General features: G+C 74.2%; 17 protein-coding genes and 2 pseudogenes. 8 read left to right on the forward strand and 11 right to left on the reverse strand.

Features of this window, described 5'->3' with window-relative positions; all coding sequences use genetic code 11:
- Window positions 1-11: 11 nt before the first annotated feature.
- The 5 genes and pseudogenes from MID12_RS16775 (at window position 12) to MID12_RS16795 (ending at window position 6,318) form a co-directional block, all read left to right on the forward strand.
- Window positions 12-917, forward strand: a complete 906-nt coding sequence (locus MID12_RS16775; protein ID WP_263168230.1) for a class I SAM-dependent DNA methyltransferase — start codon at window positions 12-14, stop codon at window positions 915-917.
- Window positions 918-996: 79 nt separating this feature from the next.
- Window positions 997-2,601, forward strand: a complete 1,605-nt coding sequence (locus tag MID12_RS16780; protein WP_263168232.1) for an ABC transporter substrate-binding protein — start codon at window positions 997-999, stop codon at window positions 2,599-2,601.
- Window positions 2,598-3,551, forward strand: a complete 954-nt coding sequence (locus MID12_RS16785; protein WP_263168234.1) for an ABC transporter permease — start codon at window positions 2,598-2,600, stop codon at window positions 3,549-3,551. Before MID12_RS16780 ends, MID12_RS16785 begins: the two co-directional genes overlap by 4 nt.
- 44 nt (window positions 3,552-3,595) lie before the next feature.
- A pseudogene (locus tag MID12_RS16790) lies at window positions 3,596-4,402 on the forward strand (ABC transporter permease); the annotation flags it as partial.
- 308 nt (window positions 4,403-4,710) lie between these two features.
- Window positions 4,711-6,318 carry an ABC transporter ATP-binding protein gene (locus MID12_RS16795; protein ID WP_263168237.1) on the forward strand — a complete coding sequence of 536 codons (1,608 nt, stop codon included), beginning with the start codon at window positions 4,711-4,713 and terminating at the stop codon, window positions 6,316-6,318.
- 166 nt (window positions 6,319-6,484) lie between these two features.
- Here the strand turns inward: MID12_RS16795 and MID12_RS16800 are convergent, their stop codons facing one another.
- The 3 genes from MID12_RS16800 to MID12_RS16810 all read right to left on the reverse strand — a co-directional run bounded on the left by MID12_RS16800 (window position 6,485) and on the right by MID12_RS16810 (window position 9,617).
- A complete protein-coding gene (locus MID12_RS16800; RefSeq protein ID WP_263168239.1) occupies window positions 6,485-7,018 on the reverse strand; it encodes an ankyrin repeat domain-containing protein in 534 nt (177 codons plus the stop codon).
- Window positions 7,019-7,392: 374 nt separating this feature from the next.
- Entirely contained in the window at window positions 7,393-8,730 is a 1,338-nt protein-coding gene (locus tag MID12_RS16805; RefSeq protein WP_263168240.1) for an ABC transporter permease, read from the reverse strand.
- 5 nt (window positions 8,731-8,735) lie between these two features.
- Window positions 8,736-9,617, reverse strand: coding sequence for an ABC transporter ATP-binding protein (locus MID12_RS16810; RefSeq protein WP_052482403.1), 882 nt, complete (start codon window positions 9,615-9,617; stop codon window positions 8,736-8,738).
- A 327-nt stretch (window positions 9,618-9,944) separates the two neighbouring features.
- Between MID12_RS16810 and MID12_RS16815 the strand changes: the two genes are divergently transcribed.
- Both MID12_RS16815 and MID12_RS16820 read left to right on the forward strand, forming a co-directional pair.
- Complete coding sequence (locus MID12_RS16815) at window positions 9,945-10,586, forward strand: hypothetical protein (RefSeq protein ID WP_040251663.1); 642 nt, start codon at window positions 9,945-9,947, stop codon at window positions 10,584-10,586.
- Window positions 10,574-11,569: a hypothetical protein gene (locus MID12_RS16820; RefSeq protein WP_263168242.1), complete on the forward strand. Its 996-nt coding sequence runs from the start codon at window positions 10,574-10,576 to the stop codon at window positions 11,567-11,569. The genes MID12_RS16815 and MID12_RS16820 overlap by 13 nt, the downstream gene beginning before the upstream one ends.
- Window positions 11,570-11,662: 93 nt before the next feature.
- Here MID12_RS16820 and MID12_RS16825 read toward each other — a convergent pair whose 3' ends face one another.
- The 7 genes and pseudogenes from MID12_RS16825 to MID12_RS16855 form a co-directional block, all read right to left on the reverse strand.
- Window positions 11,663-12,220, reverse strand: a complete 558-nt coding sequence (locus MID12_RS16825) for a DinB family protein (protein ID WP_040251669.1) — start codon at window positions 12,218-12,220, stop codon at window positions 11,663-11,665.
- Between the two features lie 351 nt (window positions 12,221-12,571).
- On the reverse strand, window positions 12,572-14,023 hold the full coding sequence (locus MID12_RS16830; protein ID WP_263168243.1) for a M28 family peptidase: 1,452 nt from the start codon (window positions 14,021-14,023) through the stop codon (window positions 12,572-12,574).
- Window positions 14,024-14,488: 465 nt separating this feature from the next.
- Window positions 14,489-16,123, reverse strand: a complete 1,635-nt coding sequence (locus MID12_RS16835; RefSeq protein WP_263168245.1) for a helix-turn-helix domain-containing protein — start codon at window positions 16,121-16,123, stop codon at window positions 14,489-14,491.
- Window positions 16,124-16,212: 89 nt separating this feature from the next.
- A pseudogene (locus tag MID12_RS16840) lies at window positions 16,213-16,569 on the reverse strand (MMPL family transporter); the annotation flags it as partial.
- Between the two features lie 290 nt (window positions 16,570-16,859).
- The gene (locus MID12_RS16845) at window positions 16,860-17,117 is read right to left on the reverse strand and encodes a hypothetical protein (RefSeq protein ID WP_040251677.1); all 258 of its coding nucleotides are present in this window, start codon (window positions 17,115-17,117) and stop codon (window positions 16,860-16,862) included.
- Window positions 17,114-17,566, reverse strand: coding sequence for an ArsR/SmtB family transcription factor (locus MID12_RS16850; protein WP_263173205.1), 453 nt, complete (start codon window positions 17,564-17,566; stop codon window positions 17,114-17,116). Before MID12_RS16850 ends, MID12_RS16845 begins: the two co-directional genes overlap by 4 nt.
- Before the next feature lie 395 nt (window positions 17,567-17,961).
- Window positions 17,962-18,756 (reverse strand): BTAD domain-containing putative transcriptional regulator, encoded by a 795-nt coding sequence (locus tag MID12_RS16855; RefSeq protein ID WP_263168248.1) that lies wholly within the window; start codon window positions 18,754-18,756, stop codon window positions 17,962-17,964.
- Between the two features lie 624 nt (window positions 18,757-19,380).
- Here MID12_RS16855 and MID12_RS16860 point away from each other — a divergent pair.
- Window positions 19,381-19,758 carry an ArsR/SmtB family transcription factor gene (locus MID12_RS16860; protein ID WP_040251679.1) on the forward strand — a complete coding sequence of 126 codons (378 nt, stop codon included), beginning with the start codon at window positions 19,381-19,383 and terminating at the stop codon, window positions 19,756-19,758.
- Between the two features lie 32 nt (window positions 19,759-19,790).
- Here the strand turns inward: MID12_RS16860 and MID12_RS16865 are convergent, their stop codons facing one another.
- A complete protein-coding gene (locus MID12_RS16865; RefSeq protein ID WP_263168250.1) occupies window positions 19,791-20,552 on the reverse strand; it encodes an SDR family oxidoreductase in 762 nt (253 codons plus the stop codon).
- Window positions 20,553-20,645 lie beyond the last annotated feature (93 nt).

Below are 20,645 nucleotides of genomic sequence, written 5' to 3' on the forward strand. Positions count from 1 at the left end.
AGGAGACCGGCATGCCCAGCACCGACCACCCCGAACCCGCCCACCAGGACGGCTCCCAGGGCGCCCGCGAGGGCAACTTCCTCACCGACAACCCCGAGTTGTACGAGGCGCGCTTCCCCGACCCCACCCGGCTCGCGGGCCGCTGGGCCGAGGACGTGCTGCGCCGCCACCACGCCGGGCGGCGCGTCCTGGACCTCGGCTGCGGCACCGGCCGCGACGCCGCCCGACTCCACCGCGCGGGCCGCGAGGTGACCGCCGCCGACCTCTCCGAGACGATGCTCCGGTACGCGGCGGCCCACCACCCGGGACCCCGGTACGTACGGGCCGACCTGCGCCGCTTCCACCTCGGCGAGGACGCCTTCGACGCCGTGGTCTGCCTGGACAGCGCCCTGCTCTACTGCCACACCAACGAGGAGCTCGACGGCTTCCTGCACTCCTGCCGCACCGCCCTGCGCCCGGGCGGGCTGCTCCTCGCCGAGATGCGCAACGGCGCCTTCTTCCTGGGCAGTTCGGAACTCCTCGGCGCCCCGGCCCGCGGCGGCTTCGACTGGCAGGGCGTGCACTACACCTCCACCACCCATCTGCACCTGGACCACAGCGCCCAACTCCTGCGCAGGCTGCGGGTGTTCGTCTCCGACGACGGGGCGCCCCCGGTGGCCCAGCGCTCGGCCTGGCGGCTGCTCTTCCCGCAGGAGCTGCGGCACTTCCTCGCCGTCCACGGCTTCGAGGTCCTCGCCCTGTACGACCGCCCGGGCCCGCGCACCGAACCGCCCTGGCAGCAGGGCGAGGAGCCCGGCACCAGCGCCTCCGGCGACCGCCTCCACCTGGTGGCCCGCCTGCGCCGCGGCGCCCCCGGATCCGTACCGGGAGCCGTCCCGGCCCCGCGCCCGGCACCAACAGGCCCTCAGGCGCCCTGACTTCACGACCGCCCCCGCAAGCGCCCCGACTTCACGACCCCGAGCACGGCACAGCAGAGCACAGAACGGCAGGACCGCCATGAACGACGCCACTCCCCGCCCGCCCGAGCCCCTCGACCCCGCACCTCGCTTTCCCGGCCTGCACCGCCGCGGCTTCCTCGCCGCCGGTACGGCCGCCGGGCTCGGCGCCCTCGCCCTCACCGGCTGCGGCTCCTCCGGCGGCGAGGAGGGTTCCGGCGACGGCAGGCCCCGCCGCGGCGGCAGGCTCCGGGCCGCCTTCGCGGGCGGCGGCGCGAGCGAGACCCTCGACCCGCACCTGGGCAACCTCTTCGCCGACGCCGCCCGCGCCAAGGCCCTCTTCGACAAACTCGCCGACTACGGGGCCGACTTGGCGGCCGTACCGCGGCTCGCCGCCCGCTGGGAACCCAACGCCCGACTGGACCGCTGGCGCATCACCCTGCGCGAGGCCGTCTTCCACGACGGCACTCCGGTCACCGCGAAGGACGTCCTGTACAGCTACCGCCGCATCGCCGACCCGAAGAAGGCCTACCGCGCCAAGGCCTCCCTGGAGCCCATCGACCTGGCCGCGAGCCGGGCCCTCGGCACCCGTACCGTCGAGTTCGTCCTCAAGCGCCCGACCGCCGAACTCCCCAATGTGCTGGCCGCGTTCGGCGCGTACATCGTCCCGGCCCGCACCCAGGACTTCGACCGCGCGCCGGTCGGCAGCGGGCCCTTCCGCTTCGTCTCCTTCCGGCCCGGCCGCTCCACCGTGCTCGCCCGCAACGAGAACTACTGGGACGGCGCCCCGCACCTCGAAGAGCTCGAATTCCTCGTCGCCAACGAGGAGTCGGCGCGCGTCAACTCCCTGATCGGCGGCCAGATCGAGTACGCCCACGAGCTGAACCCGACCAGCGCCCGCGCCCACGAGAAGGGCGGCCGGATCGGCATCGTGCGCCTGTCCGGCAGCGTCATGCAGGCCTTCGCCATGAAGACCGACCGCCCGCCCTTCGACGACCCCCGGGTCCGCGAGGCCTTCTTCCTCATCGCCGACCGCCGGGAACTCGTCGACGGCGCCCTCTCCGGCGCGGGCGAGATCGGCAACGACCTCTTCGGCAAGGGCTACGAGTTCTACGCGGACTCCCTGCCGCAGCGCGAACAGGACCTCGGCCGCGCCCGCAGGCTCCTCAAGGCGGCGGGCGCCGAGAACCTGCACGTCACCCTCGACACCTCCGCGGTGGCCGCCGGATTCACCGAGGCCGCCACCATCTTCCGCGACCAGGCCGCGAAGGCCGGGGTGAAGGTCAAGGTCCGCCTCGGCAGCAAGGACAGCTACTGGCAGGACATCCTCGACTCGGGCACCCTGTGCTGCTACCGCTCCGGCGCCATGCCCATCGAATCGCACTTCTCCCAGCGCCTGTTGACCGATTCGACCACCAACGCCACCCACTGGCGGCACCAGGACTTCGACGCCCTCTACCGGCAGGCCCAGTCCACCCGGGAGAAGAAGGCCCGCGGCGCCGTCTACGGGCGGATGCAGCGCCGCCTGCACACCGAGGGCGGCTTCCTCGTCTGGGGCTTCGGCGACATGGTCCTCGGCACCGCGAAGAAGCTGCGCGGAGTCGAGGAGAAGGCCCCCGCCAACACCCTCGACTGGGCACGCTTCGACAAGGTCTGGCTCCGGTGAACGCACTCGGCGCCTTCGCGCTGCGGCGGCTGCTGCTCGGCCTCGGGCAGACGGCCGCCGTGGTGCTCCTGGTGTTCGCCCTCACCGAGGCGCTCCCCGGCGACGCGGCCGTCGCCCTCGCCGGGGACCAGCCCGACCCCGCCCGGATCGCCGCCATCCGGGAGGCCATGCACCTGGACCGCCCCGCCCACGAACGCCTCCTGGACTGGGCGGGCGGCCTCCTCCACGGGGACCTCGGCACCTCCCTGGTCTCCGGCCGCCCCGTCACCTCGTACCTCTCCGGCGGCTTCGGCCCCACACTCCAACTGGCCGCGCTCACCCTCGCGTTGCTCCTGCCGCTCGCGCTCGGGCTCGGCGTGCTCGCCGCGGCCCGCGCGGGCGGCTGGGTGGACCGGCTGGTCAGCGCCCTCACCCTCGGCGTCTACGCGGTACCGGAGTTCGCCCTCGGGGTCCTGCTGATCAGCCTCTTCGCGCTGCACTGGGACCTCCTGCCGCCCACCGCCGTCGGCAGCTCCGGCTCCCTGCTCGACGACCCGGCCGCCCTCGTCCTGCCCGTCGTCGTGCTGCTCTCCCGCCCGGTCTGCTCGCTCGCCCGGCTGATCCGCGCGGGCATGATCGAGGCCCTGGACTCCCCCTACGCCGCCCAGGCCGCCCGCTACGGGGTCTCCGGCACCCGCATCCGCTGGGGCCACGCGCTGCCGCACGCCGTCGCCCCCGCGGTGCAGCAACTCGCCCGTACCGTCGACTGGTTGCTCTGCGGCGTCATCGTCGTGGAGGCGCTGTTCGTCATCCCCGGTCTCGGCACCGTCCTGGTCAGCGCCGTCGCCGAACGCGACCTCCCCGTCCTCCAGGGCCTCGCGGTCGTCTTCGGGGTCCTGACCGTCCTCGTCAACCTCGCCGCCGATGTGGTGGCCCACCGCTTCACCCCGCGCACGGAGGCGGCGGCATGACCCCATCCAGCACCCCAGCCAACACCCCAGCCATCACCCCAGCCATGACCAGAGGCACGGTCAAGTGCGCGTCTACGCGCGCCCGTCGGCGGTTCCTGCCCGGTCTGCTGCTCACCGTGCCGCCGCTGCTGCTCGCCCTGTGCGGGCCGTGGTGCGCGGGGGAGGCGGGGCGGCGCGGGGCCTCCTTCACCGCGGGCGGCGGCCATCCGCTCGGCACCGACTTCGTGGGCCGGGACGTCTGGCGCGAGATCCTGCTCGGCGGGCGCTCGGTGGTCCTCGTCGCCCTGCTGGCCACCGCCCTGATGTATCTGCTCGCCCTCCCGATCGGCCTGGCCTGCGCGCTCACCTCCCGCCGCTGGCTGGACGACCTCCTGATGCGCCCCCTCGACGTGCTGCTCGCGGTGCCCTCGCTGCTCGCCATCCTGCTGGCCTCGGCCGTACTCGAACCGGGCCCGGTCGGACTCGCGCTCCTGGTCGCCGCGGTCAACGTCCCCGACGCCGCCCGTATCGTGCGCACCGTCGCCGCCGAGGCCGCCGCCCGCCCGGTCGTCGAGGCGCTGCGGATGCAGGGCGAGAGCCGGTTCCGCCTCGCCTTCGCCCAGGTGGCACGGCAGTCGCTGCCCACCCTCGCCGCCGACGCCGGGGTCCGCCTCACCGGCGTCCTCTACCTCGTCGCCACCGCGGCCTTCCTCGGCGTCGGCGTCGCCCCGGACGCCTCCGACTGGGCCGTCATGGTCGACCGCAACCGCACCGGCCTCTTCCTCCAGCCCTGGGCGGTGGTCGTCCCCGCCCTGCTCATCGTCGCCCTGACCATGGGCGGCAACCTCCTCGCGGACGCGGCCCTGGCCAAGGGGGAGGACCGGGCCGAGTACGGCGAGCGGGCCGGGCGCAGCGAGGGGGCCGAGCACGGCGACCGGGCCGAGCGCAGCGACTGGGCCGAGCACAGCGATGGGGCCGAGTACGGCGAGCGGGCCGGGCACAGCGATGGGGCCGGACACAGCGACGGGGTCGAGTGGGACGACCGGGTCGAGCGGAACCACGTCGACCCGGCCGAGCGGGACGACCCGGCCGTGCGGAATCACGTCGACCCGGCCGAGTGGCACGGCCGGGCCGAGCCCGGCGCCGAGGCGGCTCTCGCAGACCGAAAGGAGCCCCGCCGATGGAAGCGGTCGCCGAAATAAGCGAGTTGAGCGTCGAGGCCGGGGGCCGTCTGCTCGTCGACGGGGTGAGCCTGCGGGCGCTCCCGGGCCGGGTGACCGCACTCGTCGGCCCCTCGGGCAGCGGCAAGACCACCACCGGGCGCGCCCTGCTGGGCGAGTTCCCGCCGGGCGCGCGGGTGACCGGGCGGCTGCGCAGCGCCCCCGGCGGCGTCGGCTACGTCCCCCAGGACCCGGCCTCGGTCCTCAACCCGGCCCGCCGGGCGGGAGCCCTGCTGCACGACATCGCCCGCCTCCGGGTACGCCACCTGCCGCGCCCCGCCCGCGCCGAGGCACTCCGCCGGCACCTCGAAGAGGCCCTGGAGCAGGCCCAGTTGCCCGGCGGCACCGCCCTGCTGCGCCGCTATCCGCACCAGCTCTCCGGCGGCCAGCAGCAGCGCCTGGTCCTGGCCCAGGCCCTGCTCGCCGGGGCGGGCGCGGTGGTGGCGGACGAGCCGACCACCGGCCTCGACGTCCTCACCCGGCGCGCCGTCGCCGACCGCCTGGCCGCCGTCGCCGCACGGGGCATCGCCCTCGTCCTGCTCAGCCACGACCTGGAGATCGTCCGCGCCCTCGCCGACGAGGTGCTCATCCTCCACCAGGGCAGGGTGGTGGAGAGCGGCCCGGCCCCCCGCCTGTGGACCGCCCCGCGCTCCCCGCTCACCCGTCAACTCCTGGGCGCGGCAGGGCAGAAGGACGGCGACCCGCCGGGCGACCCCGAGCCCGGCCCGGCGGCCGTACGGCCCGCACCGGCCCCCGCCGATCGACCAACTCCTCGTAGAGAGAAGGATGTTGGCGCCCAGGGCTTGGTCGCCCTCTCCGTACGCGAACTGGTGGCCCGGCACGGCCGCACCACCTCCCTCCGGGTGCCCGAACTCGACGTCCGGGCGGGGGAGTGCCTCGCCGTGGTGGGCCCCTCGGGCAGCGGCAAGACGACCCTCGGGCGCTGCCTGGCCGGTCTGCACCGCGACCACACGGGACGGCTGCTCCTCGGCGGAGCTCCGCTGCCCCGCAGCCTGCGCCGCCGCTCGACCGCCCAACTGGCCCAGGTCCAGTACGTGTTCCAGGACGCCCGCGCCGCCTTCGTGGGTACGTGGCCGGTCCTCGACCAGGTGGCCCGTACGGCGGTACGGCTGCGCGGCGCGGACCGGGCGGCGGCCACCCGCGAGGCGCTCACCGTGCTCGCCGCGCTGGGCCTGCCGGAGGAGACGGTACGCAGGCTGCCCGCCGCGCTCTCCGGGGGCGAACTCCAACGGGCCGCGCTCGCCCGGGCCTTGCTCGCCCACCCCCGGGTACTGGTCTGCGACGAGATCACCTCCGGCCTGGACCGCGCCTCCCGCGACACCCTCCTCACCTTCCTGCGCACCCGCCTCGACCAGGACCCCGGCCTCGCTCTCCTCCTCATCACCCACGACCGCGACACGGCCGCCCTCGCCGACCGCCTGGCCGTACTGGATGGCGGCGAAATCCTGCAACAGGGCCCGGCGGCAGAGGTGTTGGGCCGCCCGGTGCACGCCTTCACCCGGGCGCTCGCGGACCGGGCCGACAGCAGGGCAGCGCCTGCGGGATAGCACCGGCCTTCATGCGGGCGCTGGCGGGACAGCGCGGCCTTCACGCGGGCGCTCGCGGGACAGCACGACCTTCACACGAACGCCCGCGGGACAGCACGGCCTTCACGCGGGCGCTGGCGGGGCGGGCCTGCTCAGCCGGTCGGTGAGCTGAGACCGTCGGCCCCTCTCATTCCCCCGGCGCCCCCGCGGTCAGCCACTCCACCACCGCCCGCGACCGGGCCGGATCCTCGGCCCCCTCCGCGAGTTGGGCGCGGGCGGCGTCCAGCGGGGTCAGCCCGTCCCAGCCCACCCAGCCGGGGTCGGCGCCGAGTCCGCGGAGGTACTGGGCCGTCGCCGGATGGCCGCCGTGGCAGGCGCCCCAGAAGGCCTGGGTGAGGTCCTCGGCGTCCGGCCGCCCGGAGCGCACGTACTCCTCGACCACCTCCCGCAGACCGAGGGTCGCCGCGTCCTGGAGGGTCGTCCTGGCGCCGTGCGCGAGGAGCCGTCTGGCCGCACGCCACTGGCCGAAGGCGCGGGCGTCGGCGAGCGGGGTGCCGCCCGCGATGACCGCGCCGTCCGCCTCGATGTCCGCCCCGGCGTCGAGGAGCGCGTCGAGGGCCTCGACATCGTCGCAACTGGCCGCCCAGTGCAGCGGGGTCTCGCGGTGGGCGCCGCCGAACCGGGCGTTCGGATCGGCACCGGCCGCCACGAGGAGGGCCACCGTCGCGGCGACGCCCGGGCGTGGCCCGGCCAGTCGGTGGCCAGATGCAGCAGGCTCCGCGTACCGGCGCCGCCGCCCTCGGCCGGGGCATGCGTCACGCGAGCGGCCGCGAGCCCGGGGTGCGCGTCGAGCAGGCGCCGCAGTTCCGGCAGGTCACCGGAGCGAATCGCCCCGGTGACCGCGACAGCGAGCGGCTCCCGCGAGGTGAGCTTCACTCCCCTGTTCCTCCGTCCTTCCCTGTGGGGTCCGGCCCTGTGTGGTCCGGTTCCGCACGCTAGCCGCCCGCACCGACAGAGCCGCCGGGAACCCCCGCACCCCAGCGGCCCTGCCCGTCCTGCCCCGCCCCCGTACCGGAAGCCCCGTACCGAAGCCCCTCAGCCCGCCACCGCGACCGCCGCCACCGCCGGGGTGCGCAGGGTGCGGCGGGTGGTGCCGAGGCAGGTCAGGAGGGTGGCGGCGGTGCCTACGGCGAGGACGCCGAGCCAGAGGGCGTAGACCTGGTCCGGCAGGGCGGTGTCGGTGCGGACGCTGGTGAAGGCGAGGGTGCCGGCGAGGCCCGCGAGGGTGCCGAAGAAGGTGCCGGTCAGGGTGAGGAAGAGGCCCTCGAAGCCCACCGTCGCGAGTACCTGGCGCGGGGTGGAGCCCGCGAGGCGCTGGCGGCCGAACTCCTGGGTGCGGTACGAGGTCGCCGCGTACAGGGAGTTGATCAGCATCAGGCAGGCGAAGGCGGCGATGATGCCGACGACGGTGAGGTTCAGGGTCTCCAGGTTCTTGTCGTCGACCGACTTGGTCAGGCCCGATGCCGCGAGCGCGTCGTTCTCGACGGCCTGCATGGACAGCGTCGCGGCGGCCACACCGGTGAAGAGGATCAACGGCATCAGGACACCGGCCAGTTGGGCGGCCCGCTGCCGCATGTTGTGCACCGCGAGGTACGCGCCCGCCCCGCCGATCCGGGCCAGCGGCCGGGCGAACCAGCCGAGCAGCAGTCGCAGCAGGTGCGGCGAGAAGACGGCGAAGCCGACCGCGAGCAGGATCGCGCCGTAGGCGGGCGCCGCCATCAGCGCCGGTTCGGTGGCGTCCATCGAGAAGGTGGCGGCGACGCTCGCGGCACCGAGGACCAGGGCCGCGGCCCCGCCGAGGACCCGCAGCCGGCCGCGCGGCGGACGGCCGCCCGCAAGCGCCCGGGTGGCGCGGCGCACCGCGAGGAAGGCGGCGCCGACCGCGGCGAGCAGGGTGATGGCGAAGCCGGAGGAGAGGGCGATCGGACCGAAGGCGTAGTCGACGTCCGCGGCGACCTGGCCGCTGTCCTGGAACATGCCGAACAGGGCCCGCCCGCCGAGCATCGCCGGGCCGACGGCGAGCAGCATCCCGGCCGCGGCCACCACCACCGACTCGCCGACCACCATCCGCTTGATCTGCGCGGGCGTCGCCCCGGTGCTGCGCAGCAGGGCGATCTCCTCGCCGCGCTGGCGCACATTGACCGTGAGGGTGGAGGCGATCGCGAAGAAGACGAGCAGGGTGCCGTAGCCGCCGACGACGCTCGCCGCGGTGGTGAGGGTCTCCGCGCTGGTGTCGTCGACGCCCGCGCCCGCGGCGGTGTCGTGCAGCGAGTTGAAGGTCATGGTGACGCCCGCGCCGAGGAGGGCGGCGAGCAGCGTGGCCAGGAAGCGTCCGGGGCGCTGCCGTACGGACTTCCATGCGAGGGAGAACATGCGGGTCAGGCCCCCAGTCGGATCGTGTGGTCGGTGGCGGTGCCCGGGGCGGGGTGGCCGGGCGCGGCGGGGTACGGGCTCCGGGCGCCGCCCTGCGCGAGGTCGCCGAGGTGCGCGAGGCGCTCCGCGACGGCGTCCACGCTGGGCGACTGCAGCTGTCCGGCGAGGCGTCCGTCGGCGAGGAAGACCACCGAGTCCGCGTAGGAGGCGGCGACCGGGTCGTGGGTCACCATCACCACGGTGCGCCCGTGCACCCGTACCGCCTGCTGGAGCAGCCGCAGCACCTCGCGGGCGCTGCGCATGTCCAGGGCGCCGGTGGGCTCGTCCGCGAAGACCACCCGCGGCTCGGTGACCAGCGCCCGGGCGATCGCGACCCGCTGCCGCTGCCCGCCGGAGAGCTGGTCGGGCCGGTGGCCGAGCCGGTCGCCGAGGCCGACCTGGGCGAGCACCTGCTCGGTACGCGCCCGGTCGATGCGGCGGCCCGCGAGGCGCAGCGGCAGGGTGGTGTTCTGCGCGACGGTGAGCGTCGGCAGCAGGTTGTACTGCTGGAAGACGAAACCGATCCGGCTCCGGCGGAACTTCGTCAGCTCCGCCTCGCTGCCGCCGGTCATCTCCTCGCCGTCCACCATGACCAGGCCGCTGTCCGGCCGGTCGAGCCCCGCCGCGCACTGCAGCAGCGTCGACTTGCCCGAGCCCGAGGGCCCCATGATCGCCGTGAAGCTCCCGGCCGGCAGGCTCAGCGTCACCTCGTCCAGCGCGGTCACGGAGTTGTCCTGCGGACCGCCGCCCGCCCCGCTCCCGTACCGCTTGCTGACCTTCACCAGCCGCAGGGCCTCCGGGTGCCCCGCCCGCCCGGCCCTCGCACCGCGGTTCCGCTTCCCGAACATGCTGTCCCCTTCCGTCCTCCGGCGCCCGGTGCGCCTCGCCTTCGACGTTACGGACGGTGAACGCCGGTCGCATGGGGCCCACGACCCGGATCGGGGGTGGTGCTGAGTACACCGGGAGAAGGGGGGAAGTTCCCGGCGCCCGGGGCCGCTCGGGCTCACGCCGGGTCACAGCTCGGTTGCCGTAAGGCGGGTCGGGTCTGTCGCCCTCTGCGTTGCATCGGTAAAGTCGGACGGGTTCAGGCCTACGGGGGGCGCACCACTATCGGCACGGCCCGGCCAGCCACGCTCCCGCGAAGACCCTTATGAGCTACGGGAGTTGGTTGCACGATGAAGAAGCGCACGACCGGCGGAGCCCTCGCCGCCGCCCTCGCCGCCCTGCTCCTCACCGCGTGCGGAGGCTCCGACGACAAGGACTCCGACGAGATCGAGGGCGCGGGCAAGGAGTCCCCTTCGAAGTCGGCCGAGGCTAGCCCTTCGGCGGAGGCGGGGGCGCCGAAGTTCGACTTTCCGAGTGATGTGACGGTGACCGTCGAGAGCAAGCCGACGGGGGACAAGACCAAGGACGCCGTTCTGCGGGATCTCGGTTACGCGAACAAGGCGATCAACCTGGCCTTCGCCAAGATGGACCCCGATCTTCCGGTGTTCAAGAAGTACGTGGTCGGCCCGGCGGCGACCGCTTGGCGCGGCAGCGTGGAATCCCTCAAGAAGGAGGGGCATTCGATCACCGGTGACTCGGCCTATTACAACCACAAAGTGGTGGGGGTCAAGGGAAACCGGGCCACGGTCACGTACTGCGAGGACCAGAGCCACGGTTATCGCAAGGACGCCAAGACGGGCAAGACCATCAAGACGCAGCCCAGCAAGGACGATTTCATCGGTCATGCCGACACCCTTCAGAAGGGCGACGACGGGATCTGGCGGATGATCGACCAGTTCAATGAGGAAGGGGCGAGCAGTTGCCAGCGCTGAAGCAGGCGAGAGGCCTGGCCGTCCTGACGCTGTCGGCGGCTTGCGTGCTGGCCACGGCGGTCCCCGCCTCGGCCGGGCGCGACAACCAGCCCTCCAAGCCGCCGAAGGAGAGCCCCTCCGACGAGATCGGCTCCCAGGTCAGCTTCACCTACCGCTCGTCCGCGAAGTCCGGCAAGCCGATGGCTCCCGCCGGGGGCAACTGGTCGCCTCCGGCCTGCTGGTTCGAGCCGAAGTACAACCCGAAGGATTTCGAGAAGGAACTCGCCTCGCACAACTACGGGGGCGGGAGCGCCGGTACGGACATCCACAACGAATACTTCGAGGAGACGGACGGCGAATACCACCAGGGGGACAAGGGCGCCTGGTACAAGCTGGTGAAGAATCCCAACGCCAGCTATGAGGAGTACGGCAACCGGTGCCGCACCCTGCGGCTCTACGAATGGGTGGGCCCCGCCGATCCACCGCCGCCGGGAAGCCCGGTGATCACCCCGGAAATCCTCGCGGGCCTCGCCTACAACCGCACCGAACTCCCCACCCCGCCCGTGAAACTCTCCCCCGACCCCGGCCGCCTGAAGGTCAACCTCCCCACCAAGGTGGCCTTCGAGGGCGGACTCGACCGGGTCTCGGTGACCGCGAGCATCGACGCCATGGGCGTGGACCTGGCCGCCACCACGGTCGCCACCCCCAAGCAGCTGCGCCTGGAGGCCGGTACGGAGTTCGCCGACCCGCAGACGTGCACCTACGACCTGGTGAAGAGCGGCGGCACGTACACGGTCGACTCGGGTGACTCGGGGTGCCTGCTGACCTACCGCAAGTCCTCCGGGAACGGCACCTACGACCTGAACGCCTCGATCACCTGGGACGTCACCTGGAACCCGACCGCGGGGCCGGACGGGGCGCCCGTCCACGACGACCTCCCGGACGGCGAGACGGAGAACGACATCCCGGTGACCGTCAAGGAGATCCAGTCGGTCAACCGGTAGCCAGCCGGTACACAACCAGCGCATACGGAAGCCGAGTTGGGCGGGGGCGGTGAGACGCCCCCGCCCTCTTCATGGGCCCGTCCCCGTCGGGGGCTACTGCCCCACCCGGCCGTCGACGCACTCGCGCAGCAGGTCGGCGTGGCCGCAGTGGCGGGCGTACTCCTCGATGCGGTGCACCTGGAGTTCGCGCACCGAGGTGTCGTCCTCGCCGAGGCGTTCGCCGAGGTCCGGGTGGGCGGCCAGGGCGGCGTCGGTCGCCTCCTGCTCGCGGGCCAGGTCGGCGTAGGCGGCCTCGACCACGGACTGCTCGCCGACCGCCCCGTCGAAGTCCGCGTCCCGCGCGCCGTACAGCTTCGGCAGCGGGTCGCCCTCGGTGATCCAGTTGCGCCAGTCCCGCTCCGTCTCGGCGAGGTGCCGGAGCAGGCCGAGCAGCGACATGGTCGACGGCGGGACCGACCGGCGCGCCAGCTGCTCCGGGCTCAGGCCCTCGCACTTCATCCGCAGGGTCAGCCGGTAGCCGCTCAGGAAGTCGAGCAGCGTGGCCAGTTCACCGTCCGGACTGGCCTCGCTGTTGCGCGGATCGTCGTCCGGGTCCGCCCACATATCGGGGTATACGGTCGCCTGGCTCCATCGTGCGGGGAGGTCACTCATGCGGTCCCTGTCCGTCCGTGCGGGCCCGGACACACTGCTGCCCGGGAGTGCGGTGAGGTGGGCCTCGCGCCCGGCGAGCGGAAGGGCGGGCGCGGCCGGGGACCCCGTCGGTACAGGATCCGGTTCGGCAGTCTAGGACGGGACGAACGGGGGCGCGCGGGGATTATTTCGCGGGTGCGGGTGCGGGTGCGGGTGCGGGTGCGGGTGCGGTCGGCGGGGCGGCGGCAGCCGGAGGGCCGGTGACGGGGTGGTTGCCCGTCACCGGCCCGGTGCGAGGAGGTGCCGGAGGTGTCCGGCGAGGTCCGGTCCCCGTCGTCCTCCTCGTCTCCTCGTCTCTTCGTCTCCTCGTCGTCAGCTGGTCCGCAGGGTGACGTCGTCCAGGACGAAGCTGGTCTGGAGGCTGGCGTCCTCGGTCGCGCTGAAGGTGAGGGTGAGCTGCTGGCCCGCGTAGCCGCTCAGGTCGAGGGTGCGTTCGGTGTAGCCGCTCGCGGCGTCGGTGTTGGACCAGGTGGCCAGCGTCGAACTGCCCGCCTTCACGGTCAACTTGTCGTACACCCGGCGCTCGGTCTCGGCGGTGTCGATGTGCAGCCAGTACGACAGGGTGGCCTTGGTGCAGCCCGCCGGGACGGTGACCTGCTGGCTGAGGGTGTCGGTGGCGCCGCGACCGTGGCCGCCGAGCCAGGCGCTGCGGCTGCCGCCGTGCGCGGGCTGACCGCTGTGCGCGCCGATGGTGCCGGTCGAGCCGGTCCAGGGCGAAGTACCGCTCTCGAAGCCGCTGTTGCCGAGGAGCTGGGCGGCCTGGCAGGTGGTCGGGGCGCCACCGGAGACGGCGACTTTCCACAGGGTGTGGGCGATGCCGTCGACGCTGCGGTCGAGGCCGGTGGCGTTGATGTTGCTGGTGGTGTCGCAGGAGGAGTGGTAGCAGCCGTCGTAGGCCGCGTTGGCGGTGCCGCCCCACTTGGCCTGCTGCGCGGAGGTCTTGCGGGCGCTGGCGCCCATCGCGTAGCCCGAGGTGGGGATGGAGTACTGCTCGAAGGAGTAGTCGTCGCTGCGGCCCGCGCCCTCGCGGTTCTCCTCCGGCTGGAGGTTCAGCGAGTCCCAGTACTCCTTCATCGGCGCGGCGGCGGAGGAGGTGATGTGGTTGATGAAGTAGCCGCCGTTGGTCGAGGCGATCATGTCGAAGTTGTAGTACGCCTTGATCGCCGAGCGCTGCGCCGAGGACAGGGAACGGACGTAGAAGTCACTGCCGTTGAGGCCCTGCTCCTCGTCGGTCCACCAGCCGAAGCGGACCTTGTTGGTCATCGTCGGGTTCTGCGCGGCGAGGGTGAGCGCGGTCTCCAGGAGGGCGGCGCTGCCGGAGCCGTTGTCGTTGATGCCGGGTCCGGCCGAGACGCCGTCCAGGTGGGCGCCGAACATGTAGACGTTGGAGGCGTTGCCGCCGGGCCACTCGGCTATCAGGTTCGGTCCCGCGCCGCTGGAGCAGCCGGAGGTGCAGGGCTGCTCGGTGACCGTGTAACCGGCCGCCTGGAGCTTGCCCTTCACATAGGCGACCGAGTCGCGGTAGCCCTGGCCGGTGGAGCGGCGGTTGCCGCCGTTGTTGGTGGCGATGGTCTGGAACTGGCTGAGGTGGGCGCGGACCTTGGCCACGTCGATGTCCGGTGCGGCCAGGGCCAGTTGGTCCGCGGCGGCGGCCGAGGGGGCCCGATCGGCGGGCGTGGCCCCGGCGGTGGCGGCGGGCAGGGCGGCGAGCCCCAGGGTCACCGCGAGCGAGAGGCCGGCGAGGCCCAGTCTTCGTAGCACCATGGCTCCTTGGGGGGTGAGTGCGGCGGGGGTGGTGGCCGGTGGCGATGGCATGTCCCTGCCTGAATGTCGGGACGGTCGCACCGGGCGCGCGGCGCGGTCAACGGAATCGGCCCCCTCCCGCCCAGCGGTCAAAAAGCGGCAAGTTCCGCCCGGTATCCGGGCAGGGTGCGGGGCACGACAACTCCGCGTGTAGGTGCGGGCGTTGGGGTGCGGTGGGCTGCTGGGTGTGTACGGCTGTGTGCCGGTACGTACGGGTGTGTATCCGGCGGCGGCTGGGCGGGGCTAGTCGGGCCGGGCCGGGCGGGGCTGGGCCGGGCCGGTGGACTCCGGCCCCGACCGGGCGGGTACCGCTCTGACCCCGACCGAATGGCTCCCCGGGCACGGAGGCAGTCGGCGGTCCCTACCCGGCACCGGAGCCGTGGGCGGTGCCGCTGCCCGCACCGAGGCAGGCAGTCGGCCGTACCGCTACCCGGGTACCGGAGCCGTCGGCGGTTCCTCCGCGCGGAGGCGGTCGCGGAGTTCCCGTACCTCGGGCAGGTGGGGCCAGCGGGAGGCCAACCTGCGGTGCAGGCCGCCGAGTTCGGCGGTGACCAGGAGGCGGCCGGAGCGGGCGGCGGCGCCGAGGACCGGTGTCAGGGTGGCCAGTGCGCCGTGGGCGTCGCCCGCGCAGGCCCGGGAGTCGGCGAGGCGCAGGCTGAGCAGCAGGTGCACGGGCTGCGTCCGCTCGGGCGCGAGCCGCAGGGCGTGCTCGGCGGCGCGTACCGCCTGCCGGGCCGCAGGGCCCCGGCCGCCCGCCGCGGCGAGATCGCGGTGCGCCCCCGCGAAGGCGCTCTGCACGAACAACTCGCCCTGGGAACCGCCCAGCCAGGGCACCTCGGCGAGATCGTCCGCGTCGAGCCGCGCGAACCAGCGCCGCGCCAGGGCGAGTTGGGCCGCCGTGCCCGAGGCGGCGCCGAGTTGGGCGAGGGCCCGGGCCTGGTAGAGGTGCGAGAGCAGGATCCGCCAGTGGCGGCCGCCACCGGCCAACTGCCTCGTCCCGGCTAGGGCGTTCAGCGCCTCGGCATGAGCCAGCGAGGTGGCCGGGTCGCCCTCGAGACGGCTGAGGGTGCAGACATCGGTGAGCAGCACGGCGTGCGCCGCGGCGTCGCCGCTCGCCTCGGCCCAGCGCAGCCCGTGCGAGAACCAGAGCATCGCGAGCCCCGTCTGCCCCCGGTGCAGCCGCAGCCGCCCCGCCGTCTGCGCGTAGTGCGTGGCCAGCCGCAACTGCGCGTACGGGGTCCGGCCCGCCTCCCCGATGCCCGCGCCCCAGGCCGCGAGGGCGCGCAACAGCTTTTCCACGGCGGCGAGTTGAGCGCTGGGCAGGGGAGCGGAGTCCGCCTTCGCGCAGTGGTTGAGCAGCGCGGTGAGGGCGTGCAGGAGGTCCGGGTCCTCGGGCGGCGGGGGCAGCCGGGCCGCCCGCAGCAGGGTGTCCACCAGCGGGGGAAGGGCGGTCGCCTCCGGTACCGCGCAGTCGGCGGGCCCGTGCAGCGGGCAGGGGGTCCCGCCCACCGGCAGCCGCGAGGGCCAGTCGTCCGCGAGCCCGGCCGGGAGCGGCAGGCCCCCGCCCCGGCTCCCGCTGCCGCCCCGGCTGCCCGGCCCGCCCGGGAGGGTGCCGCCGAGCAGGGCGCCGCCGAGGCCCGCCCCGCCGAAGACGCCGGGTGCCGGGAGCGGCCCGGGGGCGGAGTGGGCGGAATCGGCGGAGTGGGCGGATGGCAGCTGGTCCTGGCCCGCCCGCAGCTGCCCTTCCGCGGCCCGCAGCTGCCCCTCCGCGGCCCGCTGCCGTTCCTCGGCCGCGCGCAGCCGTCCCTCGGCCGCCCGCAGGGCACCCCCGGCGCCGAGTGCCGCGTCGAGGCGGTCGACCAGGGGCGCTGCCAACTCCCGTTGCCCGGACTCCCATTTGCTGATCAGACTGTGGTGGTAGCCCACCCGCGCCCCGAGCTGCGACTGGGTGAGCCCGGCCCGGCGCCGGTGGTGCCGCAGCAGCTCCCCGAACTCGGCCCAGCCCGCCGGTACGGGTCGCCGTCCGGTCGTTCTGCGGGGCGTGGCATCGCTGACGGGCATGTCCGCTCCTCGGTCCCGGCGCGCACGGCACCGGCGTACTCGCAAGCCACCGGACGGCGCCCGGCGCAGCCGGCCCCAGTCAGCTCGGTTCACAAGGTAGAGGACTCGCCCTCAGTCGTACATATGGCGTGGTCTCGGTGAACGGAGGGAGAAAGCGGGGGAGTTCGGGACGGCGTCCGGCTGAGCGGCCCCGGCCACCAGAAGCGGCGGCCCAGGTCGAGGGCGAGCACCGGGACCAGGATGCTGCGTACCAGGAAGGTGTCCAGGAGCACGCCGAGGCCGACCAGGACGCCGAGTTGGGCCATGGTCACCAGCGGCACCACGGCGAGCACCACCGGGATGACGGTGCGCAGATTGCGGCCGGCGGCCCGCCGGGTGTCCAGGGTCTGCGCGGTGGTGCCGCCGACCTGCGCTTTCGCGCCGGGCACCGCGTGCACGGCGGTGCGCGGCGCACCGGACGGGTTGCCGCCCCGTCGAGCGCACTCGGTACAGCCGGGGGTGCCGCCCCTGACCGTACTGCTCCGTGCCGGTGCCGGTGCCGGTGCCGGTGCCGGTGCCGTGCGCCGTGTGCCGGTGCTGTGCGTCTACGTTGTGCGCCTGCGCTGTGCGTCTGTCTTCCGGTCCGGACGCTTCTCTTGCGGTCGGGTCTCTTACGGGGCGGGCGTTCCTGGTGCCGCGTGGCTCTTCCGGTGCTGCGCGGCTCTCCCGGTGCCGCCCGCCGGGCGCGGGCGGCCGCTCACTCGATCTCGCGCATCATCTTCTCCATCGAGGCGATCGAGAGCCTGGCCTGCGTGAGTTCCTCCATGGAGCGGCGCTGGATCTCGACGTTGTCCTCCAGGAGTTGGGCGTACTTGAGCGTGAGCTGCTTGTACTGCGCCTCGCGGGCGGCCAGCATCCGGGCCCGCCAGGTCGCGGCGATCTGCCAGACCACCACGATCATGAAGATGAAGAACCCGCCGGCACCGGCGACTCCCGCCCAGTCCGTACCGTTCATGATGCTCTCTCCTCCTGTGTCCGTCCGGTTCTCCCGGGCTTCGCGGTCCGGTGCTTGTCCCGGTCCCGGTTCCCGGCGGGCTGCTCCGCGCCCTTGCCCTCGCCGGGCCGCCCGCTCCCGTCGCCCTTCTCGCCCTCGGTGAGGGTCGGGGCGGCGCGGGAGACCGTCTCGGGGGTCAGTTCGTAGCGGAAGGGGGCCAGCTCGTAGAACCTCATCGCCTTGCCGTCCTCGGACAGTTCCAGGGAGCCGACGACCAGGCCCGCCGCCTCCAGGCGCTGGAGGTGCATGTGCAGCAGCGGTCGGCCCATGCCGATCTGGCGGGCCAGCGCGCTGACGTAGTTCCGGCCCTCGGCCAGCGCGGCGACGATCCGTATCCGGTGCGGATTGCCGAGCGCGTTGAGCACCTTGAGGAGCTGGTCCCCGTCCAAGTGCCGTTCCTCGCACGGCAGTTGATGTTGACCCAAGTGCCGTTCCTCTGGCGGCAGTTGGGTTTCGCCCAAGTGCCCTTCCTCGCCAGGGAGTTGGTTGCCGCCCAAAAGCTGCTCCCCGCCCGGGAGTTGGTTCCCGTCCGGGTGCGGGGTCGGTTCTCGGCTCATGGCGTCCTGGCTCATGGCGCCCCCTCTCCCGTACCTGTCAGGAGAAGCTGACACCCCCGGCCGACACCTGTCAAAAGGTTCTGACAGGTGTCCGGGGCCGATGGGGGATCTCTGGGGGAGCCGGGGGAGGCGGCCTCAGGGTGTTCTCAGGGTGCGACTCCGGGAGGTCTCGGGGTTGGGTGGCGGAAGCCGGGGCGGGCGCAGGGGCGCGGGGGTGTGCGGGGGAGGTGCCGCCGGGGGCGGTGGGCTCAGCCCCGGGTCTCCCGCAGGTGCGCGTAGGCGCGCTCGACCTCCGGCCCCGGGGCGGTCGCGCGCTCCTCGGCGAGGCGGTGCCGCAGTGCCTCGTAGACCTCCAGGGCCGGGTCCGGGCGCCCGGCCGCCGCGAGGGTCAGCATGAGGCGGGCGGCCAGGCCCTCGTGCAGCGGCTCCTCCTCGGCGAGGGTGCCGAGCGGGCCGAGCGCGTCCTCGAACGCGTCCTGGGCGCAGGCGAGTTCGGCGTGGACGAGGGCGGTGTCGATGCGGCGGGCGGTGGCGGCGAGGGCGGCCGGGTGCTCGCGCAGACGGCTCGGCAGGTCGGAGAGGACGGGTCCGCGCCAGCAGCCCAGCGCCGCCGCGAACAGCGGCCGTGCGGCGGCGGGTCCGCGGGCGTACGCGGCCTCCGCCCGCTCCGCCGCCTGGTGGAAGCGCAGCAGGTCGAGGCGGTCGGCGGTGACCTGGAGCCGGTAGCCCTCGTCACCCGCCAGCATGGTGGCCGGGCCGGTGTGGCGGCGTGGCTCGATCCAGCGCCGCAGCCGCGCCACATGGCTGTGCACGAGCGACCAGGCGGAGGGCGGCGGATGCTCGCCCCACAGGGCGTCGATGACCTCCTCCCGGGCGACGGTCTCGCCCGCGCGCAGCGCGAGCAGGGCGAGCAGCGAGCGCTCCATGACCGCCCCGAGGTGGGCCGGGGCCCCGTCCCGCTCCACCGTCAGCGGCCCGAGTACCGCGAACCGCAGCTCCGGCGAGGCGGGCGCCTCCGGCGCGGGCGACGATCCGGGCGGCACCGGCGACCCGGGCGGCACCGGCGACCCGGGCGGCACCGGCGACCCGGGCGGCACCGGCGACCCGGGCGGCACCGGCGACCCGGGCGGCACCGGCGACCCGGGCGGCACTGGCTGTCCGGGTCGTGGCGGCGGTCCGGGTGGGGGGAACGCGGCTCCGGTCAACCCGCCCCGGGAGGTGGGCGGTTGGGGGTTCCATGCCTGCGGCGGCTCGACGCTCATGGCTGCTCCTCCTTCTCGCTCATCCCCCCTCTTGTCCTGAATGACGGACATTCCGGGGAAGGGGTTCCGGCGGGACCGAGGGATGTATTCCGGCCAATCGCCGGTCCGGGTGCCCCGTCCCGGCCCGGGAGGCGCGGACCCGCCCGGCCGGAGGGCCGCCGCGCGCGGCAGGCGGCGCCGCCGGGCCTACCGGCCGACCGGTTCTGAGCTGCTTCCTGCGGTTCCGGCCGGGCGGTCCGCCGCCAGGGGCCGGGGCACGGGAGCCGTGCCGACCGGGCGTACGAACGGGCGGGCGCCGCATGCCGAGGGCGTCGATGGCCGGGGAGAGCCTCGCCGGGAGCGGATATCGGACGCGGTGCCCCGCTCAGCGGACCGACCTGCGCCCCGGTCCGTAGGATGCGGCGCATGGGCCACGGAATGAACGCTCCTGCAGGCCCGGGGGTCGGCAGCGGCACCGCTCCGCCGCACACCCGGCTGACGGCCGAGACCGCCCGGGACGCCGCCGCCACCCTGCACGCCCTCGGCACCCCCTCCCGGCTGCGGATACTGGCGCGCCTGCGCGAAGGACCCTGCCCCGCAACGGAGTTGGCGAGCGCGGTCGGCATGGAGCAGTCGGCCTGCTCGCACCAACTGCGGCTGCTGCGCGAGCTGGGCCTGGTCACCGGTACCCGGCGCGGCCGCAGCGTCGTCTACGACCTCTACGACCACCACGTCTCCCAACTCCTCGACCAGGCCCTGCGCCACGCGGAGTTGCTCCGGCTGCGGGTGCCCGACCCGGCCTGAGGACGGCGGTACGCGGCGGGGTGGCCCGGCGGTCAGAAGGTCGTCGTCATCCCGCCGTCCACCGCGATGGTCTGGCCGGTGAGGAAGGACGAGGACGGGCCGGCGAGGAAGACCACGAGCCCCGCGATCTCCTCCGGCCTGCCCCAACGCCCCAGCGCGGTACGGGACTTCAGCCAGTCCGTCCACTGGGGATCCTCGGCGAGGCGGGCGTTGACGTCGGTGGCGAAGGTGCCGGGGGCGACGGCGTTGACGGTGATGCCGAAGGGGCCGAGGTCGGCCGCGAGCGCCCGGGTGAGCCCGTCCAGGCCGGACTTGGCGGCGGTGTAGGCGACATCCCCGCGGCGGCCGAGCCGCGCCATCACCGAGGAGACGTTGATGAGGCGTCCGGGCCTGCCGCGGCTCTTCAGGTCCCGGGCGACGATCCGGCTCAGCGCGTACGCGGAGGTGAGGTGCACGTCCAGCAGCCGCGCCAGGTCCTCCGGCGTCAGCTCCTCGGAGCCGCGCCGGTCCCGGTGGCCGACGTTGTTGACGAGGATGTCCAGCGGGCCGAGCGCCGCCACCGCCTCCTCGGCCGCCCCGCGCTCGGTCACGTCGAAGGCGGCGCCGGTCGCCTCAAGCCCCTCCGCGCGCAGCCGCGCCACCGCCTCGTCGAGGCTCGCCCGCTCCCGCCCGTTGAGCACCACCCGCGCACCGGCCGCCGCGAGCCCGCGCGCCATCTCCAGACCAAGCCCACGCACCGAGCCGGTGACCAGCGCCCGCCTGCCCGCAAGAGAGAAGTCCACGCCCACGCCCATGCCGCCACCTCCACCGAAGCAACTGAAACAGTAGTTTCAGTGACGCTACCGCAGGCGGACCACGGGGGTGGCCCACTGCCGGCGGGGGCGGAA

The sequence above is a fragment of the Streptomyces sp. SCSIO ZS0520 genome (genome assembly GCF_025643355.1).
Classification (GTDB): Bacteria; Actinomycetota; Actinomycetes; order Streptomycetales; family Streptomycetaceae; genus Streptomyces; species Streptomyces physcomitrii.

Bases quoted from the DNA above. Each gene is read 5' to 3' on its own strand.
- MID12_RS16860 (WP_040251679.1), top strand. From the start codon at position 19,381: ATGGGCCACGGAATGAACGCTCCTGCAGGCCCGGGGGTCGGCAGCGGC.
- MID12_RS16775 (WP_263168230.1), top strand. From the start codon at position 12: ATGCCCAGCACCGACCACCCCGAACCCGCCCACCAGGACGGCTCCCAG.
- MID12_RS16865 (WP_263168250.1), bottom strand. From the start codon at position 20,552: ATGGGCGTGGGCGTGGACTTCTCTCTTGCGGGCAGGCGGGCGCTGGTC.
- MID12_RS16830 (WP_263168243.1), bottom strand. From the start codon at position 14,023: ATGGTGCTACGAAGACTGGGCCTCGCCGGCCTCTCGCTCGCGGTGACC.
- MID12_RS16780 (WP_263168232.1), top strand. From the start codon at position 997: ATGAACGACGCCACTCCCCGCCCGCCCGAGCCCCTCGACCCCGCACCT.
- MID12_RS16845 (WP_040251677.1), bottom strand. From the start codon at position 17,117: ATGAACGGTACGGACTGGGCGGGAGTCGCCGGTGCCGGCGGGTTCTTC.
- MID12_RS16835 (WP_263168245.1), bottom strand. From the start codon at position 16,123: ATGCCCGTCAGCGATGCCACGCCCCGCAGAACGACCGGACGGCGACCC.
- MID12_RS16810 (WP_052482403.1), bottom strand. From the start codon at position 9,617: ATGTTCGGGAAGCGGAACCGCGGTGCGAGGGCCGGGCGGGCGGGGCAC.
- MID12_RS16825 (WP_040251669.1), bottom strand. From the start codon at position 12,220: ATGAGTGACCTCCCCGCACGATGGAGCCAGGCGACCGTATACCCCGAT.
- MID12_RS16805 (WP_263168240.1), bottom strand. From the start codon at position 8,730: ATGTTCTCCCTCGCATGGAAGTCCGTACGGCAGCGCCCCGGACGCTTC.
- MID12_RS16815 (WP_040251663.1), top strand. From the start codon at position 9,945: ATGAAGAAGCGCACGACCGGCGGAGCCCTCGCCGCCGCCCTCGCCGCC.
- MID12_RS16795 (WP_263168237.1), top strand. From the start codon at position 4,711: ATGGAAGCGGTCGCCGAAATAAGCGAGTTGAGCGTCGAGGCCGGGGGC.